Source organism: Chryseobacterium pennipullorum (genome assembly GCF_003384725.1).
Lineage (GTDB): Bacteria > Bacteroidota > Bacteroidia > Flavobacteriales > Weeksellaceae > Chryseobacterium > Chryseobacterium pennipullorum.
Genome location: NZ_QNVV01000024.1, coordinates 39,541 through 57,115, shown reverse-complemented (window position 1 = coordinate 57,115; position 17,575 = coordinate 39,541). Strand labels below are relative to the sequence as shown.

Annotated in this window: 21 protein-coding genes; 15 read left to right on the top strand and 6 right to left on the bottom strand. The window is 39.9% G+C overall.

Translation table 11 applies throughout. The features are described 5' to 3' along the window. The first annotated feature begins 1 nt into the window (after window position 1). From DRF67_RS19610 to DRF67_RS19560, 11 genes are all read left to right on the top strand, one after another. A complete protein-coding gene (locus DRF67_RS19610; protein WP_027375539.1) occupies window positions 2-307 on the top strand; it encodes a DUF3467 domain-containing protein in 306 nt (101 codons plus the stop codon). 244 nt (window positions 308-551) lie between these two features. Further along, on the top strand, window positions 552-1,190 hold the full coding sequence (locus tag DRF67_RS19605; RefSeq protein WP_115929998.1) for a Crp/Fnr family transcriptional regulator: 639 nt from the start codon (window positions 552-554) through the stop codon (window positions 1,188-1,190). A 145-nt stretch (window positions 1,191-1,335) separates the two neighbouring features. Continuing rightward, window positions 1,336-2,178 carry a DUF5777 family beta-barrel protein gene (locus tag DRF67_RS19600; RefSeq protein ID WP_115929997.1) on the top strand — a complete coding sequence of 281 codons (843 nt, stop codon included), beginning with the start codon at window positions 1,336-1,338 and terminating at the stop codon, window positions 2,176-2,178. A 1-nt stretch (window position 2,179) separates the two neighbouring features. Continuing rightward, entirely contained in the window at window positions 2,180-2,530 is a 351-nt protein-coding gene (locus tag DRF67_RS19595; protein WP_228435863.1) for a c-type cytochrome, read from the top strand. Between the two features lie 12 nt (window positions 2,531-2,542). Beyond that, entirely contained in the window at window positions 2,543-3,088 is a 546-nt protein-coding gene (locus DRF67_RS19590) for a YceI family protein (RefSeq protein WP_115929995.1), read from the top strand. After that, on the top strand, window positions 3,085-3,609 hold the full coding sequence (locus DRF67_RS19585) for an ankyrin repeat domain-containing protein (RefSeq protein ID WP_115929994.1): 525 nt from the start codon (window positions 3,085-3,087) through the stop codon (window positions 3,607-3,609). The genes DRF67_RS19590 and DRF67_RS19585 overlap by 4 nt, the downstream gene beginning before the upstream one ends. A 3-nt stretch (window positions 3,610-3,612) precedes the next feature. Continuing rightward, entirely contained in the window at window positions 3,613-4,377 is a 765-nt protein-coding gene (locus DRF67_RS19580; RefSeq protein ID WP_115929993.1) for a T9SS type A sorting domain-containing protein, read from the top strand. 142 nt (window positions 4,378-4,519) lie between these two features. Further along, on the top strand, window positions 4,520-5,134 hold the full coding sequence (locus DRF67_RS19575) for a GrpB family protein (RefSeq protein WP_115929992.1): 615 nt from the start codon (window positions 4,520-4,522) through the stop codon (window positions 5,132-5,134). Between the two features lie 4 nt (window positions 5,135-5,138). Beyond that, the gene (locus tag DRF67_RS19570; RefSeq protein ID WP_115929991.1) at window positions 5,139-5,534 is read left to right on the top strand and encodes a cytidine deaminase family protein; all 396 of its coding nucleotides are present in this window, start codon (window positions 5,139-5,141) and stop codon (window positions 5,532-5,534) included. Window positions 5,535-5,557: 23 nt separating this feature from the next. Continuing rightward, the gene (locus DRF67_RS19565) at window positions 5,558-6,406 is read left to right on the top strand and encodes a GNAT family N-acetyltransferase (RefSeq protein WP_115929990.1); all 849 of its coding nucleotides are present in this window, start codon (window positions 5,558-5,560) and stop codon (window positions 6,404-6,406) included. Window positions 6,407-6,504: 98 nt separating this feature from the next. Continuing rightward, the gene (locus DRF67_RS19560) at window positions 6,505-7,788 is read left to right on the top strand and encodes an alkaline phosphatase family protein (protein WP_115929989.1); all 1,284 of its coding nucleotides are present in this window, start codon (window positions 6,505-6,507) and stop codon (window positions 7,786-7,788) included. 155 nt (window positions 7,789-7,943) lie between these two features. Here DRF67_RS19560 and DRF67_RS19555 read toward each other — a convergent pair whose 3' ends face one another. Continuing rightward, window positions 7,944-8,822 (bottom strand): NAD(P)H-binding protein, encoded by an 879-nt coding sequence (locus DRF67_RS19555; RefSeq protein ID WP_115929988.1) that lies wholly within the window; start codon window positions 8,820-8,822, stop codon window positions 7,944-7,946. 160 nt (window positions 8,823-8,982) lie between these two features. Here DRF67_RS19555 and DRF67_RS19550 point away from each other — a divergent pair, with 160 nt between their 5' ends. Beyond that, window positions 8,983-9,411 carry a winged helix-turn-helix transcriptional regulator gene (locus DRF67_RS19550; RefSeq protein WP_115929987.1) on the top strand — a complete coding sequence of 143 codons (429 nt, stop codon included), beginning with the start codon at window positions 8,983-8,985 and terminating at the stop codon, window positions 9,409-9,411. A 53-nt stretch (window positions 9,412-9,464) separates the two neighbouring features. On the opposite strand, the gene DRF67_RS19545 is transcribed toward DRF67_RS19550, so the two are convergent. Then, window positions 9,465-10,520, bottom strand: coding sequence for an NAD(P)-dependent alcohol dehydrogenase (locus DRF67_RS19545; RefSeq protein WP_115929986.1), 1,056 nt, complete (start codon window positions 10,518-10,520; stop codon window positions 9,465-9,467). 288 nt (window positions 10,521-10,808) lie between these two features. On the opposite strand from DRF67_RS19545, the gene DRF67_RS19540 reads away from it, so the two are divergent. The 3 genes from DRF67_RS19540 to DRF67_RS21660 all read left to right on the top strand — a co-directional run bounded on the left by DRF67_RS19540 (window position 10,809) and on the right by DRF67_RS21660 (window position 13,471). Continuing rightward, window positions 10,809-11,711 carry a helix-turn-helix domain-containing protein gene (locus DRF67_RS19540; RefSeq protein ID WP_115929985.1) on the top strand — a complete coding sequence of 301 codons (903 nt, stop codon included), beginning with the start codon at window positions 10,809-10,811 and terminating at the stop codon, window positions 11,709-11,711. 133 nt (window positions 11,712-11,844) lie between these two features. Beyond that, window positions 11,845-13,203: a carboxylesterase family protein gene (locus tag DRF67_RS19535; protein WP_115929984.1), complete on the top strand. Its 1,359-nt coding sequence runs from the start codon at window positions 11,845-11,847 to the stop codon at window positions 13,201-13,203. Window positions 13,204-13,306: 103 nt separating this feature from the next. After that, window positions 13,307-13,471, top strand: coding sequence for a hypothetical protein (locus tag DRF67_RS21660; protein ID WP_165851848.1), 165 nt, complete (start codon window positions 13,307-13,309; stop codon window positions 13,469-13,471). 86 nt (window positions 13,472-13,557) lie between these two features. On the opposite strand, the gene DRF67_RS19530 is transcribed toward DRF67_RS21660, so the two are convergent. The 4 genes from DRF67_RS19530 to DRF67_RS19515 form a co-directional block, all read right to left on the bottom strand. After that, window positions 13,558-15,030: an alpha-amylase gene (locus DRF67_RS19530; protein WP_115929983.1), complete on the bottom strand. Its 1,473-nt coding sequence runs from the start codon at window positions 15,028-15,030 to the stop codon at window positions 13,558-13,560. Window positions 15,031-15,070: 40 nt separating this feature from the next. Next, a complete protein-coding gene (gene dinB / locus DRF67_RS19525; RefSeq protein ID WP_115929982.1) occupies window positions 15,071-16,168 on the bottom strand; it encodes a DNA polymerase IV in 1,098 nt (365 codons plus the stop codon). Window positions 16,169-16,349: 181 nt separating this feature from the next. Next, window positions 16,350-16,805 (bottom strand): GNAT family N-acetyltransferase, encoded by a 456-nt coding sequence (locus DRF67_RS19520; RefSeq protein ID WP_115929981.1) that lies wholly within the window; start codon window positions 16,803-16,805, stop codon window positions 16,350-16,352. A gap of 74 nt (window positions 16,806-16,879) precedes the next feature. Beyond that, on the bottom strand, window positions 16,880-17,395 hold the full coding sequence (locus tag DRF67_RS19515; RefSeq protein WP_115929980.1) for a TlpA family protein disulfide reductase: 516 nt from the start codon (window positions 17,393-17,395) through the stop codon (window positions 16,880-16,882). Window positions 17,396-17,575: the final 180 nt, after the last annotated feature.

The following is a 17,575-nucleotide window of genomic DNA, read 5'->3' as shown; positions in this document are numbered from 1 at the left end:
AATGGACAACAATCAAAATCCACAAGACGGAAACATCAACATCGAATTAAACGAAATGGTAGCGGCTGGTATCTATGCTAACTTAGCATTGGTAAACCACTCTCCATCTGAATTTGTAGTAGACTTTATTCAGTTGATGCCAGGTGTTCAGCAAGCTAAAGTAAGATCAAGAGTAATTCTTGCTCCACTTCATGCAAAAAGAGTATTAAGCGCTCTTCAGCAGAACATCGCTAACTACGAGCAGCAGTTCGGAGAAATCAAAGAAGTTGAGCCTTTCGTATTAGGCGGAAACAACGTACAAGCGTAAGATTTCTTTTACAATAAATAGGATACCCCGGTAAAAAAACCGGGGTATTTTTTTTATCCATTAAACAGGAATCAGCCCCGTTTTAACGGATCAATGTAATTGCTGGAATTATATAATTTATCTGATTATGGTTTTTTAAAATTCAATATGCTGGTGGTTTTGTTAATTATTATTTAATAAAATGAAAAAGTAGCATAGCAATAGTTCATTTTCCTATTTTTGTTTTTAGAAAAAGCAGAAAGATATGATTATTACTCATGATGAATTCATCCTTAGCAAATTTGGTTTTTTGGGGGATGACTTTATAAGTGAACTTCAGCAGCAGGCTATCATTGCAGATATAAAGTCGAAAACCGAAATCGTAAGGGAAGGACAAAAAAACAGATACGTACCTTTCCTTCTGAAAGGCTCTATTAAGGTATTTACCCTTAATGACGGACGCGAGCTGATCTATTATTTTATCAAGCCCAGCGACAGTTGTCTGATGACCTTTTCCTCAATCTTTACAGATTATGTAAGTAAAGTGTATGCTGTTGCAGAAGAAGACTCTGAAGCCCTGCTGGTTCCTGTTTCCATTATGCATGAGTGGCTGATTAAATTTCCTGAAATCAATAAGCTTTTTTACCGCGAATATGACAGACGCTTCTCTGAAGTGATGAATATGGTAAATGATGCTGTTTTTCACAGACTCGATAAAAGAGTCCTGAATTATATTAGGCAGCAAATTTCCCTTACAGGCAACAACCCTATAAAGATTACCCATCGTGAAATTGCCAGCAGTCTGGGGACTTCCCGCGAAGTAGTGAGCAGGGTCCTGAAAAAAATAGAAAGTGATGGCGAAATTTTCCAGACTAAGGAAGGATTGAAAGTTCCTGATAATTAAATTGTTAGATAAGTCTAATTTGAATTGTTTTAAAGGTTTTTGTTTTATCATTGATAAAAACAATTTTTCTGGTGACTTTTATCACCAATTTTTGAATTGATATCTCTATAAGTTTGCTATATCATAATTAAACTAAAATTGTAATATGGCAAAAGCTCTCTTATTTTTGTCAGTATTTTCATCAGTTTTTGCCTTTGCTCAGGAAGATCTGCTGAAAGATATTGATACCCTTACCCCGAATACCGAAACCTCACAGCCTGCTTTCAAAGCCCTGCAGATCGTCACGGGACAGTCCACAAAATTACCGGCAAAAAAAGAATGGTACATCATCGTAGCACACAGGTTTGGAGACGTAAGTACGGGTTTTAAAAACTTCTTTGGACTGGATAATGCCTCTACAAAGCTGGGGGTCATTTATGGTCTTACCGATGCGGTCTCTGTCAGCCTTTCCAGGGAGACCTTTATGAAAACTTTCGAAGGCAGCGTCAAATACAGGTTACTGAAACAAAATGAAAACTTTCCGGTAGATATCGTTGGATACAATGTAATGGGAATAAATACCGACCTGGATAAAGATAATTATCCTTATCTCAAATTCAGTGACAGGCTCGCCTACCTTACCCAGGCATTGATCTCAAGAAGATTTAACGATAAATTATCACTTCAGCTTACCCCTTCTTTTGTCCATAAGAATCTATATGAGCCGGCAACAGAAGATAAAAATCAGTTTTTAGCAGGATTGGGCGGACGGTATAAAATTTCAAAAAGAGTATCCGTGAATGCCGAATACTTTGTGAATTTTGACAATCACAGTTTTTATAAAAATCCTCTCTCGCTGGGAGTAGATATAGAAACCGGGGGACACGTTTTCCAGCTTTTATTTTCGAATTCCCAGGTCAATTCGGACATCGGATATCTGACCAACGCGTCAGGAAATTGGGGGAAAGGACAGATTTTCTTTGGGTTTAATCTTTATAGAGTTTTTTGATATGAGAACATTATCCTACATACCGATCCTTTTATCAGCTGTGCTGCTCATAGCATGTGACAGCAGAACCTATGAAGAGATTTCAGACAATACTCCTATTACGGCGCCGGTAAACTATGTAAAAGATGTAAAACCCATTATCGATAATAATTGTATAGGATGCCATTCTGCTGACGGCTTCAATAAGCCCCTGGCTACTTACGAACAGGCAAAAAATAATATCGACGGAATCCTGGACCGTATCCAAAGACCTAATGGAGATCCTGGAAAAATGCCGAAAGGAGGTTCACTGTCTGCAGCGCAGATCAATATTTTCATCAAGTGGAAAGCCGACGGACTATCTGAAAACTAACAAATATTTGATATGAAAAATTTAATAGCAATTAGTGTTTTTCTGCTTTTGACAGGCTACACTTCGGCACAGAAATACAGCTCCAAGACAGGTAAAGTGACCTTTGAGGCCTCTGTGCCTTTGTTTGAGGATATCTACGCTCAGGACGACAATAACATTGTGGTTCTGAATGCCGATACCGGTGAAATGGCCTCCGTTTCAGCAGTGAAAAACTTCCATTTTAAAACCAAGCTTATGGAAGAACACTTCAATGAAAGTTATGCAGAGTCAGCCAAATATCCGAAAACAACTTTTAAAGGGAAAATTATCAATTTTGACAAAACAAAACTTACTGCAACGCCCCAGAAATATACCGTGAATGGGACTCTTAATTTTCATGGAGTAGATAAAGCGGTTTCCTCTGCAGCAACCATGTATTCAAAAGATGGTAAAATTTATATGCAGGGAGGTTTTGTTGCCAGACCTGCAGATTATAAAGTCACCATTCCCAAGATGGTGACCAAGAAAGTGGCAGAAAATGTGAATATCGAGTATAATTATACCCTGACAAAGCAATGAAAAATCTGATTTTTATCTTAAGCCTGTTCCTGGCTTCCCTACTGACTGCCCAGGAAAAAGCGAAATCTATATTTGATATTGCAAGAAGCGGAACTGTTGCTGAAGTTCAGGCCCTGATGAAGCAGAATCCGGATATCGTGAATCAAACCAATGAAAGCGGTTTTACACCGTTGATTCTTGCCTGTTACAGGGGAAATGTGGAGGTGGCGGAATTTCTGATTGATCATGTAAAGGATGTCAACTACAAAAGTAATGAAGGAACTGCACTGGCGGGGCTGGCTATAAAGTACAATCGAAACCTGGCAGAAAGACTCCTGAAGAAAAATGCAGATCCTAATATTGCAGATGGTACCGGATCTACCCCTCTTTTCTGGGCCGTAAAATTAGGAAATAAAGAACTGATCGAATTATTGCTTCACTATAAAGCGGATAAATCAATCAAGGATCAAATGGGAATGACTCCCTTTGAATATGCTTTAAAAACCGGTAAGCCGGAAATCATAAACATCTTAAAAAATTAAAATATGAAAACAACTTTACTTGCCCTGGGACTGCTCACTGCGAATCTTGCGTGGGCACAGTTTACTTCAGGCACCGTAGCCCTGGGAGGGACCGGAATGACCGTGAAGCTTGAAACCACACCTAGTCAGGCGACCCTGACGCTTACAGGAAACAGTACTTCCTATCTGGCTATAGGTGCGGGAGACGACGGAATGGCGGTGGGCGCCGATGGCTTTATCTACAATGTCAATTCCACTACCAATTCTAACCTTGATTATACCTTTAATGGTATTGGTGTCGCTCCAACCGCAGATACCACACAGGACTGGACCATTACGTCCAATACCGTATCAGGAAGTACACGAACCATTGTGGCCACCCGAAGTCTTGCTGGCAGCGCAGGCGATTATTCAATCCCGAATGCAGCAGGTCCGCTCGACATTTTTTACGCCAGAGGAGGAAGTACGGCTCTTGTTCAGCATAGCTTTGCCAACAGGGGATACACTACCTTGACAATGACTGCCAGCAACCTGTCTACACAGGAAATTGCTGCTTCTGAAAGTAAAAAAGTGAAGCTGTATCCAAATCCGGCTAAAGAAACAGTCAGTCTCAAAAACTCCGACAGGATAAAAACCATTGATATCTACGAATCGTCGGGAAGAAAGGTGAAGTCATTGCAGGCCGGTACTGACAATATCAGTATTAAAGATCTGCAGCCAGGAAATTATTACTTTGAGATTAAGCTGAAGGATGGAAGTACAGCGTACGAAAAACTGATTAAAGAATAATAAAAAAACACATCAAAATATTCAAATGCTGCCTCTGACTTTTCAGGGGCAGCATTGCTTATAAAAACTGATAGCTGTTAAAAAACCTTCATTGCAGGGGTGCTGGTAGATTTTTCATATCTTTGTGTATACCCGGATTTCTATGAGAATAACCTTCGAACCCTACAATCCTCTGTGGAAAAATCAGTTTGAGCAGATTAAAAGTGAGCTGGAGGGAAGTATTGGCTTCTTGTGCCCACAAATAGAGCATATTGGAAGTACATCCGTTGAAGGCCTTTCTGCAAAGCCTATTATTGATATAATGATTGGTGTGAAGGATGAAGAAGACCTGGACAAAGTACCGCCTCATCTTCGCGGTAAAGAGTATGTGTATTATGAAAAATATAATGATGATATGCCATACCGCCGTTTCTTCATAAGGCTTAAGGACACAGCTCGTCATTTCGGTTTCCCTGATCATATTCTCTATGGAGATGATATTCCGGAAGGACTTCATGATCACAGTATCCGCATTGCCCATCTGCATGTAATTTCCACCTCTTCGGAACATTGGCTCCGCCATATAGCTTTCCGGGATTATCTGCGCGCGCATCCGGAGGTGAGAAGAGAATATCAGCAATTAAAAGAAGAGCTGAGTACCAGAGAATGGTTCGACGGAAATGATTATAACCAGGGAAAAGATCCGTTTATTAAAAGGGAAGAAAGAAATGCTGTACAATGGTATTTAGCACAACATAAAGACTCATATACTATTTGAACTCATGAGAAAGGACCTGAAGGAAATTGCCCGACAATTTGCAAAAGCCACCATACTGAATGATTTTGTAGAATATGGCGGAGTAGCAGCGGCGATTGAAACAACAAATGGAAATGTATATACGGGTATAAGTATAGATACAGCCTGCTCCATGGGATTCTGTGCAGAACACAGTGCTGTAGCCGAAATGTTGAAAAATGGAGAACGCTACATCAAAGCGGTAGTAGCAGTAGGAAACGATGGTAATGCAGTTCCTCCCTGCGGACGCTGCAGAGAATTGATGAGTCAGTTATCCAAAGAAAATCTTAATGCGGTCATAGAAGTTAAAAACGGAGTATTTGTCACCTTAAAGGAACTGATGCCTTACGACTGGAAAGAAGATCTTGACAGAGAATGGTAACTTTTAACCCAATTTAAATCACAATGGAATTCAAAACATTAAAAGATATTACAACCGAAGAACTTTTGGCAGTATTCAATCTTTCTTTTTCAGATTACGTTGTTCCTTTTCATCTCACGAAAGAACAGCTTGTTTTAAAAATAAGTTCTGAAAAATTAGACCTGGACATTTCCGTGGGTGCATTTGATGCAGGAAAGTTGGCAGGGTTTATTCTGCAGGCGGAAAAAAATGAAAACGGACAGAAAATTATATATAACGGTGGCACAGGAGTGGTTCCGGGAAGCAGAGGAAAAGGCCTTGTCCGGAAAATGTATGATTTCAGTATTCCTCAATTGAAAGAAAGAAATGCGGAAGTATTACTGCTTGAAGTAATTGAAGGAAATCTGCCGGCGATCAGGGCTTATGAAAATCTTGGATTTGCAGTGTCCAGAAGATTGCTTTGCTTTAGAGGAACCATCAATACGGCGAAAGGAAACACAGAGGTTTCCATACAGGAGCTGCAGGAGTTCCAGTGGGAAAAATTCCGTTCTTTCTGGGATATTGAACCATCATGGCAGGGATCGGTCTTTGTATTGGATGATAGGCCTCATGACTGTATCGTGCTGGGCGCTTTTGAGGGTGAGAAACTGATAGGATACATCATTTATAATCCTTTGACAAAAAGAATCTGTCAGATTGCGGTAGATCAGCAGTACAGAAAACAGGGAATCGGAACCAGACTTTTTGAGGCGATTGGTGAAAAGAGCAGCGGACAGCCGGTTGCATTCAATAATGTAGATGACTCATCTGAGGAGATCTCTTCATTTCTGGCTAACAGAACAGGCCTTACCCACTGGCTGTCCCAATATGAGATGAAGCGCATTATTTCGTAAACATCTTTTAACCCTAAAAAATACAGGATTCATATACTTTTAATCTTTTAAACTTTTCGGGGAGCCATAGAGAACGTACCTTTGCCAAAATTTAAACAATGAAGCGAGGAATACATTTTTTACTCTTGTTGATATCCTTTACAGTATACGCCCAGCAGGTGAATATGGATACGGCCCAGATCGTTGTTCCGGGACGGGAAAACAGTATGGAAGCACAGTCAAAACCTTATGTGATCATGATCTCTACAGACGGATTCCGTCATGATTATGCCCAAAAATATCATGCAGAACATCTTTTAAAGCTTTCCGGTAACGGAATCCGCGCCAAAGCTATGATTCCGAGCTATCCGAGCATAACTTTTCCCAACCACTGGAGCTTGATCACCGGTCTTTATCCTTCCCATCATGGTCTTATCGATAACTTTTTCTATGATTACAAAAGAAAGGAGGCTTATGCCATGAACAGTAAAAAGAATGCCGAGGATGGAAGCTGGTATGGAGGAACTCCGCTTTGGGGGCTTGCTGAAAAACAAGGAATGGTATCCGCTTCTCTGATGTGGGTAGGTTCAGCAAGTGATGCCGGTGGACTAAGACCTTCTTACTATTATCCTTACCACGAAAAGTTCAGCCCTGCCGAAAAGGTGAAGAAAGTGATCAACTGGCTGAAGCTGCCTGAACAAAAGAGACCGCATTTCATTTCACTGTACTTTCCGGAAGTGGATGGAAGCGGACATCATTTCGGGCCTGATGCTCCGGAAACAGAAAATGCAGTGCATCTGATTGATCGTGCAGTAGGTGATCTCGTACAGCAGGTAAACGATTTGGGATTAAATAATGTTAATTTTATTTTTGTTTCCGATCATGGTATGATCAAAGTAGACGGTGGTACACCGTTAGAAATTCCTGCATTGCTTTTTGATCGTAACCGATTTGATTTCTATAATTCCCAGACGCTGCTGAGAGTCTATGTGAAAAATCCGGATGAGGTGAAAAAAGTGTATAAAGAGCTGAGATCGAATGCTACTGAAGACTACGAGGTATTCCTGGATAAAAAACTGCCGCGATACCTGCATTTTGCCACAAAGGATGACCATTACCACAGAATAGGACAGATTCTTCTGATTCCGACGGCACCGAAAATATTTCTTGAGAAAGGAAGAAAAACATCCGTAGGAAAACATGGTTATAATCCGAAGATTGTTCCTGAAATGAAGGCTACTTTCTTTGCATGGGGACCGGAGTTCAAAAATAACCTGATGATTGACGAATTTTCCAATGTCAATGTGTATCCGGTAGTTGCTGAAATTTTAGGGCTACAAAGGGATCAGCCTATTGATGGGAAACTGAAAGTGCTCAAGAAAATACTGAAAGCGCAAAAATAATCTGAAGCTTAACCAGAAAAAAAGTAATAAACAGTTTCGGCGCACCTTTGGTGCGCCGAAACTGTTTATGAAAACATAAGAAGCTTGTAATCTGACAGCGTGTTCAATTGGTAAACCAATACAAACTTTCAGTCTCCTTCTTCCAGCTGTTGATCCTAAAACTTAGAAGCAAACTCTTGGGCAAAGTCTTCTAACCCGGTAGATCCTGTAACAGGAGAACCATGATCAATAAAATCCTTCTGCACAACACCGGTTCTTATTCCTCTCCCCATTTCCACATAGAGATGAGCCATATCTTCCGGCAATCCTGCCTGCAGCATCCCGTTCAGAGACTCTTCGTCAGAAAATTCAACCCATGGAAGTTCAGGTTTATGAATAGCAGTTCCGAGTACTTTCGCAAAATCCGAAGCTTTTCGCACGTCACTCACTATATATCTGATATTGTTACTATTTTCGTCTTTTACCAGTTCTTCAGCGGCTGCTTTCGCAATATCATCAGGATGTACTACGGGTACTTCAATCCCTGCAGGGTAATTACCTCCGATAATACCTGCATTCTGAATTAAAGGAATATCATTGAAGAAGTTGTTGTAAAAATATCCTGCTCTTAAAAAAGTAAAAGAAGTGTTGTCTACTTCATTGTATAACTTTTCAATACGATGAAGACCTGCTATCGGTCCATTTTCTACAGGAGATTCTGCCCCTACGCTGCTCAGCATGACAGCTCTTTTTACATTTGCTTTTTGTAATGCTTCTGCATAATTTTTTCCTGCATTCGTAGTGTTTTCAACAATATTATCAGGACTGATAGCGGGAGGTGTCATTACAAAAACGGCGTCTGCTCCTTCAAAGGTCTGAGTTAAAAAATGAAGGTCAGTAATCGATCCTATGGCCGGAGCTGCCCCCATCGATTCAATATCTTCTTTTCTTGCATTGCTGCTGCTTACTACAGTAACCGTGTGCCCTTCAGCAATTAATTGTTGTGCTAATGGTTTAGCTACATTTCCTAATGATCCTGTGATGACAATTTTCATATGTACATTTTTTAGTGGTTATATGTAATCGCTATATTACTGATTCATCTTTATATTGACCCCGTAATGGCGAATTCATCATAAATATTTTTTTATTTCCGAGAACAAAGTTATATTTGTACTTACTTTTATACAAGTACTTACCCTAAAGTATGTAGAGATGACAGCGATTAAAGAAAGTTCAACCATTCAGGAAAATAAAAAAACAGTACAGGATTGTCCCGTTATGTATGTCATGGAAAGAATTGGAGGATTCTGGAAGCCGATTATCCTGTTTAATTTATCCACTGGTGAAAAAAGATACAGTGAATTGAAAAAAGCAATTCCTGCTGTAACGGAAAAAATGCTCATCCAGCATCTGAAACAGCTTGAAAAAGATGGTTTAATCATTAGGACGGCAAAACCCGTAGTGCCACCTCATGTCACCTATAGACTCAGTGACGCTGGCAACGAACTGGCTCCTGTTATTGATGCGATGGCAGCATGGGCATTCCAGGATATGGAAAGAAATGATAAGCAATGTGCGGAAGGAAACAAATATGTACGGGATAAAAATCAGAATATTTTTAGCCAGAATATAAAACAATAAAAACAGGCTCTTCAATATGTAGAACCTGTTTTTTGGTCAATATTATAGAAAAATTACAACGACTGCATATCAATAACGAAACGATATTTTACATCGCTTTTCAACATTCTTTCATATGCATGGTTGATGTCCTGCATTTTAATCAGTTCTATATCAGAAACAATATTATGTTTTCCACAGAAATCCAAAAGTTCCTGGGTCTCGGCAATTCCTCCGATTAAAGATCCGGCAACAGAACGGCGCTGGAAGATCATGGGTCTTGTGCTCACTTCAGTCTCCTGGAACTCACCTACAAACCCTACAAGAACTAATGTTCCGTTCAGGGAAAGCGTCTGCATATAAGGATTCACATCATGTTCGTAAGGAACCGTGTCAATGATCAGATCAAATTTACCTTTAACGGCATCCATCTGTGAATCGTCAGTGGAAATCACGACATGGTCTGCACCGAGCTGCTTGGCATCATCGGTTTTTCCCGGTGTTCTGGAGAATAAAGTAACCTCAGCCCCTAATCCCTTAGCCAGCTTGATCGCCATATGCCCAAGACCGCCCAATCCTACCACGGCAACTTTGGAACCCGGCCCTGCATTCCAGTGTCTCAATGGTGACCAGGTAGTAATCCCTGCGCACAGAAGAGGAGCTACCGCTGCAAGGTCCAAATTCTCAGGAACACTTAGTACAAAGTGCTCATCTACCACCACTTTCTGTGAATATCCTCCGAAAGTGTGGCCTCCCAGATGAGTGTCTTTTCCGTTATATGTTCCTGTAAACCCATTGAGGCAGTACTGCTCAAGATCATGCTTACAGCTGTCACAATGTCCACAGGAATCTACCATACAGCCTACCGCGGCAAGATCTCCTACTTTAAATTTAGACACTTCATTTCCTACGTTGGTAATTCTTCCTACGATTTCATGACCCGGAACAACAGGGTATAAAGAACCGCCCCAGTCATTTCTCGCTGTATGAAGATCCGAGTGGCACACCCCGCAGTATAAAATTTCAATTTCTACATCCTTTGGGGTTACTTCTCTTCTTTCAATATTCATTTCTTTCAGATCTGCTGTGGTGGACTCTGCACCAAAAGCTTTTACTGTGATTGTACTCATTTGTATATTTAGTTTAAGTTAGTAAGTTCTGTCTATACTACGCTGCGCCTGATCCTTATGGTACCCGTTATTCAGCCATTCCGATCATATCTGTTTATTCAGACTCAGGACCTGTGCCGGGAAGATGGACATTACCGGAAACTTCGCAGCCTATATCCACGAATACAAAAATCGAAACTTTCTGATAAACCATACTTATACAGATTACCGGAATACTTACCAATTTTACAGACAGTCTTTACGTTACCCGGGAAAGTAGTAATTTTGAGTAAGATTAAAAATAATTCAATGGAAAATCAGGAGGTTCAAATCTATAACACGGTCTCGGAATATAATAAAATGGCCAATCATGAAACCCTGCATCCGCTGGTAAGTGTCATTGATTTTTCCAAGTCGGATCCTATTTGCCAATATAGAAGAAGATTCGGGTTCTACACGGTTTTTTTAAAAGATGTCATGTGTGGAGACATGCAATATGGAAAACATAGCTATGACTATCAGGAAGGGACATTGGTTTTCATTGCGCCAGGGCAGACGTATGGAATTTATAATAAAGATAAGCATGTTCAGCCTGCAGGTTTTGCGTTGATTTTTCATCCGGATTTATTGAAAGGAACCAATCTTGGAAAAAATATCAAAGACTATAATTTCTTCTCTTATGATGTTCATGAAGCTTTACATCTTTCAGAAAAAGAAAGGGAAATTATTCTGGAGTGTTTTAAAAATATAAAGCATGAGCTGGAACAATCCATTGATAAACACAGCAAATCACTCATCGTTAACAATATTGAACTGTTTTTGAATTATTGTATGCGTTTCTACGACCGCCAGTTTATCACACGGGACCATATCAACCAAGGGGTGATCGGAAAATTTGAAAATCTGGTAGATGATTATTTAAAATCTGAAAATCCGAAGAATATAGGATTTCCCATGGTGAATTACTTTGCTGAAAAACTGAATCTTTCCGCCAATTATTTTGGCGACCTGATTAAAAAGGAACTCGGGATCTCCCCGCAGGAACTGATCCATAATAAATTAATAGATATCGCCAAAGAACAGATCCTTGAGCAGGGAAAATCGATCAGCGAAATTTCGTATGATCTGGGCTTCAAATATCCACAACACTTTACCAGATTATTCAAAACCAAAGTAGGAATGTCACCGAGTGAGTATAAAATCCTGAACTAGTTTTTTTAACACGAATGACACTAATTTTTTTTCACGAATAACACAATAATGGTTTGTGATATTTGTGCCTGTATTTGTGGAATTTGTGTTTAAATAATTAAATTTAAAGAGAAAAGTTTTCACAGTTTTAAAGATGACACCCAATCAGCAGAACACTACAATTTTCGAGACCCGTTTCGGGAGAATTATTGCATTAAAAGAAGAAGGAATAATCAGAGCTAAAAGTATTCGCTATGCCTTTTCTGAAAGGTTTCAGAAGCCTGTTCCTGCAGAACCTTCAGCATCAGTGATGGTTTCCCCTGATAAAACTCCGGTTTGTCCACAGGTGCTCAGTCCCCTTGTAGAAAAAATGATCGGCGCTACTCCCGTTGAAACCTTTCAGCCTGACGAATCTACCCAATACCTATCTGTTGCCCGTCCTGAAGTGATTGAGGAAAATGAAAAGTGTCCGGTCATTGTTTGGATTCATGGCGGATCTCATGAAATAGGATGTGGTGATTTGCCTACAGCAGATCCGGCAGAATGGGTAAAAGAACAGCATATCATCGTCGTTACGGTATCCTATCGTTTGGGACTCTTTGGATTTTTGGGGGGTGATGGAGAAAGACCTCCCAATCTCGGCTTATTGGATATTATTGAAGCATTGAAGTGGATTAAAAGCAATATTGCAGACTTTGGCGGAGATCCGGATAACATAACCCTCTTCGGCCAATCTTCAGGTGGTGATGCTATTGCTCATCTGATGATATCAGAGGGAGTAGAAGGATTATTCCAACGGGTTATTATGCAGAGTGCTCCTTTGGGTTTGCGTCATAAAAGACAGAAAATGTCTGCCGATTTTTTGAGAAAGACAGAGAAGTTAAAAGATGAGGTCGATGTTCTAAAGATGATGGATGAATACGGAAAGCTTGTTCCATCTATCATCAGATATGGTTTGAAGGCGGCTATGCCTTTTGGGGTCCAGTATAGCTTTCCACCATTATGTACAGAAGAAGAATCGATGGCGCAATGGAAAAAAAATGCGAAAAATTATGATGTGCTGATTGGTTTCAACAACGATGAAACAGCCTTTTATCTTAAAACCTCAGACGCTCTGAATAAATATTTCGGAAAAGGGTGGGGCTTAAAAGTGATGGATAAAACGGTTGAGAAAACCACAGAATTGATCTACGGAAAGCCGGCGAGGCAGTTTGCCCAACATCTGGCTGAAGCCGGTGGGAATGTGTATCTATTCAGAATTCATTCAAAATTGAAAGATAATCCTATCGGAGCACCTCACTGCATTGACCTTCCTTTGATTTTTGGAAATGAATCAGCGTGGAAATCTTCCGGATTGCTGAAAGATATACCCTGGAGCCATATTCACGAGTATGGTAAACAAATAAGAGCTCTTTGGGCAGAATTTGCCCGTACCGGGAAAATTAGTAAACACTCCGGGCGGCCTGCTATTCTTGAAGTGAAAAAGGTTGATGTACAGCAAAATATTCAGTAGATTGCTTTTTATATGTATTTGTTGGTTTTTTTGATGTATTTTATTCATTCATATGTGATGTTTTATGTATATTTAATCAACTAAACCTTAAAAAGTAATAATTATGAAAACAAAACTTTTCAATGCAAGAAAAATGGATAGACAAGAGCTCAGAAACCTGAAAGGGGGAATTATCATCCGCGACAGAGTTTGTTGTGCATACAACGAAGATAATTTCTGTTGCGAATGGGCTATCGATTTTAGAAACTGCCGGGGAATCCAATGCTAGAAACCCTATCAACTGATTAATAGAAAAAGAAAAGCATACATGACAAGTTACTCGGATCATGTATGCTTTTTATTGATATTTTGATCTTATTCTGCGATCCAGACACTCACATTTCCTGCCGGTACCGGAAAATTTCCCCATCCCTTGTCATCGATCGTTACTTTTTCCTCATACCTTCCCAGAACATCATAAAAAATCTTTCCTATATATTTTTCACCCATTTCCATAGGCTTATGGTACGCCTCCTTATTGCTGACCACCACAGCGCAGCCCGAATGTTCATCATCCCCTTCACGTACCCATCCCAGGCAGTTGGCGTCTTCAAAATAATCTTTCTGATTACCGTAAGCATGCTCTTTTCTTGCTTTCAGAAGTCCCTCAATACCATCTACTTTGGGCATGAAAATTTCCTGATCATTGCCTTCTCTGTCTTTATCTACATAATGAGCTCCAAAAAGATCAGGGTAAAATACACATGGATAGCCATCTTTTCTCAACAGAATAAGGGCATAGGCGATGGGCTTGAACCATGGTTCTACGGGAGCTTCCAGGTCCTGCAGCGGTTGTGTGTCATGATTGGCCACTAAACTTACGGAATGCATAGGATCTGCCTGCGTAAGGGTTTCATCAAAGATTCTCCTGAGGTCATAGGAGCCGCCTTCCTTTGAGGCATTATGAAAATTATTTTGAAGAGAACTGTCAAAAAGGCTCATACAACCTTCCGTTACCTCAATGTACTTTTGGAGCAGATGAAGGTATCCAGGCGCCCAGTATTCTCCGACTGCAAAAATGTTTTTTCCGGAATTGGAACGCAGTACGGTGAGCCATTCCTTATAAAAATCAAATGAGATATGCTTTAGGGCATCCAATCGTACGCCATCAAAGTCGGTCTGGTCGAAATACCATTTTGCCCAGTTGTTCAGTTCTTCGCGTACAAACGGATTACGGTGTTCGATATCGTTGTACATCAGGTAATCATAATTCCCTTTTTCATCATGAATCATTTCTTCCCAGTCATTTCCATATTCCGACTGGATCTTATAAATGTGAGAATCCATTCCTTCCGCATAGTCTACTCCACTGAAGCAGGTGAAATTCCATTCAAAATCGGAATATTTTTTTCCTCTTCCTGGAAACGTAAACTTGGTATAGGATTCTATGTCAATGACATCGGAAATTACTTTTTCCCTGTTATTCTCGTCTACCTTTACTGCTTTAAATTTTTCAAGCTCATCGCCACCGGCTTTATGTCCCAGAACAATATCTACAATGACTTCCATTCCCTGGTTTTTCAAAGCCTTAATCGCTTTCAGATATTCATTTTTTGTACCGTATTTTGTGGGAGTTGTTCCTTTCTGATCAAATTCTCCGAGATCGTAAAGATCGTAAGCATCGTAGCCGATAGAAAAGCCGCCATTTGTGCCTTTATACGCCGGAGGAAACCATACAGAGGTGATTCCTGATTTTGATAAGTATTCTGCCTGTTTTTCGGCCTCTTTCCACCATTTTCCATCTCCTTCAGAGTACCAATGGAAAAACTGAATCATTGTTGGGTTCATAAATTTGCTGATTTGGTTCCTACAAGGTACGAAAAAAGGCCTATTGATCACCGAATTCCTCAAACGGAATTTTTAGTTGAACAGAAACCTGTTTTTTCTCCTCCGTATTGAGGTGAGAAAGAGACAACCCAAGCAGCCGCACCGCTTTATCGAAGGGGCGAAGTTCCCAGAGTTTTTTCCCTGTCGTAAAATACTGTTCGGGAGAAATAAAATAATTTTCGCGGGTCATGCTTCTGGTAAAAAGAGAGAAATCTTTATACTTGATTTTTAAAGTTAGTGTTCTTCCCAGGATATTATTTTTCTGTAATCTCTGATGAAGCTCCTGGGCCAGACTGTCCAGCTTTTCATTGATCTGCTGCTCATCGAAAAGATCTTCAAAAAAAGTACGTTCTACAGCAACGCTTTTCTGAATCCGGTGAGGCTTTACTTCAGAAGTATGAATGCCACGAACCACATTGTAATAATGGTTTCCGGATTTTCCGAAAAGCTGTATGAGCTCTTCCCGGGATCTTTTCTTTAAATCTTTCCCCTTATAAATTCCCAGGCTGAACATTTTGTTGGCAGTGACTCTTCCCACACCATAAAATTTTTCAACCGGCAGCTCTTCCAGGAAGCCTTCCATCTTATCAGGGTGAATTGTTTTCTGGCCATTTGGTTTGTTGATATCCGATGCCACTTTTGCCAAAAATTTATTCACTGAAATCCCTGCAGATGCGGTAAGGCCTGTTTGTTCAAATATTTTCTGACGGATCTCTTTTGCGATCAGATTGGCAGAATCCATTCCTTTTTTATTCTCCGTAACATCCAGATACGCCTCATCCAATGATAAGGGCTCTACCAGATCGGTATACTCATAAAAAATCTCGCGGATTTTTTTCGAAATTTCTTTATACCGGGCAAATCTCGGTGGCACAAAAATAAGATGCGGACATTTTTCTTTGGCCGTTTTGCTAGGCATGGCAGAACGCACGCCATACTTCCTTGCTTCATAGCTGGCTGCTGCTACAACTCCACGGTGCTGCCCACCAACCGCAATAGGTTTCCCTTTAAGCGTGGGATTATCATGCTGCTCAACAGAAGCATAGAAAGCATCCATATCCACATGAATAATTTTACGAAGCGGCAAAGAAAAATCCATATCACAAAGATATGGATTCCTGTATTGATGGTAAATTTTTTATAGAAGGGAAGCTGGAAGAGGGAAGTTAACGAGGTCAATAAAAAAAACTATGACCCATTGACCGGAAAGTTAATAAAAGATAGGAAAGTAGTCTATAAGACTTCAATGTCTTCCATCATCCATCATCAAGCTTCTTTTTTTAAGCCTTCAGTCTCATTGTTAAAAGGAGAGGTTCAAATCCTGCTTTTTCATATGCTTTTATGGCAGATTCGTTTTCCGAATACACATCCAGCCGCACTTCTGAAATATTTCGTGATTTTGCCCAGTTAACAAGCTCATCGGTAATCACCTTGTTGACTCCTTTTCCCCGGTGCTCCGGTGATACATACATAAAACCCAGATAGGCATATTCCTTAAACCGGTTGTAGTCTTTTTCAGACTTTTTGATGAGAGCATATCCCGAGCCAATGATTTCGTTCTGATCCTCAGCAACAAGTAAAAGGGCATCCGGAGACTGCATCAGGTTGTTTAAATCATAATAATTAATTTTACCCTCAATAAGGGTACTGTTAAAAGGCCTTTCTGCAGATACAACGCCCTGCTCAAATTCTAAAAGAATTTCTAAATCCTGCTCTGTAGCTTCTCTCGTGATCATGGTGGTACATTTAAAAAAAATCTAAATACATTAGACTTCTTGTTTCTTTTTTGATTAATAATTAAAGTGTCAAATTACTTCAACAGTCTGTTGATGGTCTGCTGGATTTCCGGATCTTCAGGAGATATGGCGTAATACTTTGCAATAGAGGATTTCTGGTCAATAACCATATACCGGGGAATCCAGTTGAGGTCAACGTAATTCGTGAAATCATTTTTCCAACCGGAAGCAAACCAGTAATTGTCTTTCTCCTTCATATTGAATCGTACCAGGCTTTTGTCAAAACCTTCCTTAGATCTTTCCATAGATAAGAAAACAAAATCAATATTGGGATTGTTTCTTTCCAGTTCTTCAGCTTTCGGAAGTGCTTTCAGACAGTCTCTGCACCATCCTGCCCAGAAATCAATCACCAAAACCTTTCCTTTATGCAGGTCAAGAATCTGCTGTATGGTCACTGATTTTCCGTTTTCATCTTCCAGTTTTTGTTGCAGGGCTTCTTTTGAAAACCCCGTTTTAAGAACAGCTGGTGCTTCTTGTGAATAGCTTAATCCAAAAACACCTATCATAAAAATTAATAATAACTTTTTCATTTTTTACAATTTCATGATACAAATCTAAAAAATGAATTGCAATCTGAGATTGATTTTTGGTGAATTGGGAAAAATTTATAAGATTGAAAATGTCTATAACGTTACAAAGAGTATATATCCGGACAATCCTCTGTTGAAATATTGAAAAATAGCATCAGTTCTTCTTTACAGGCTGACCTG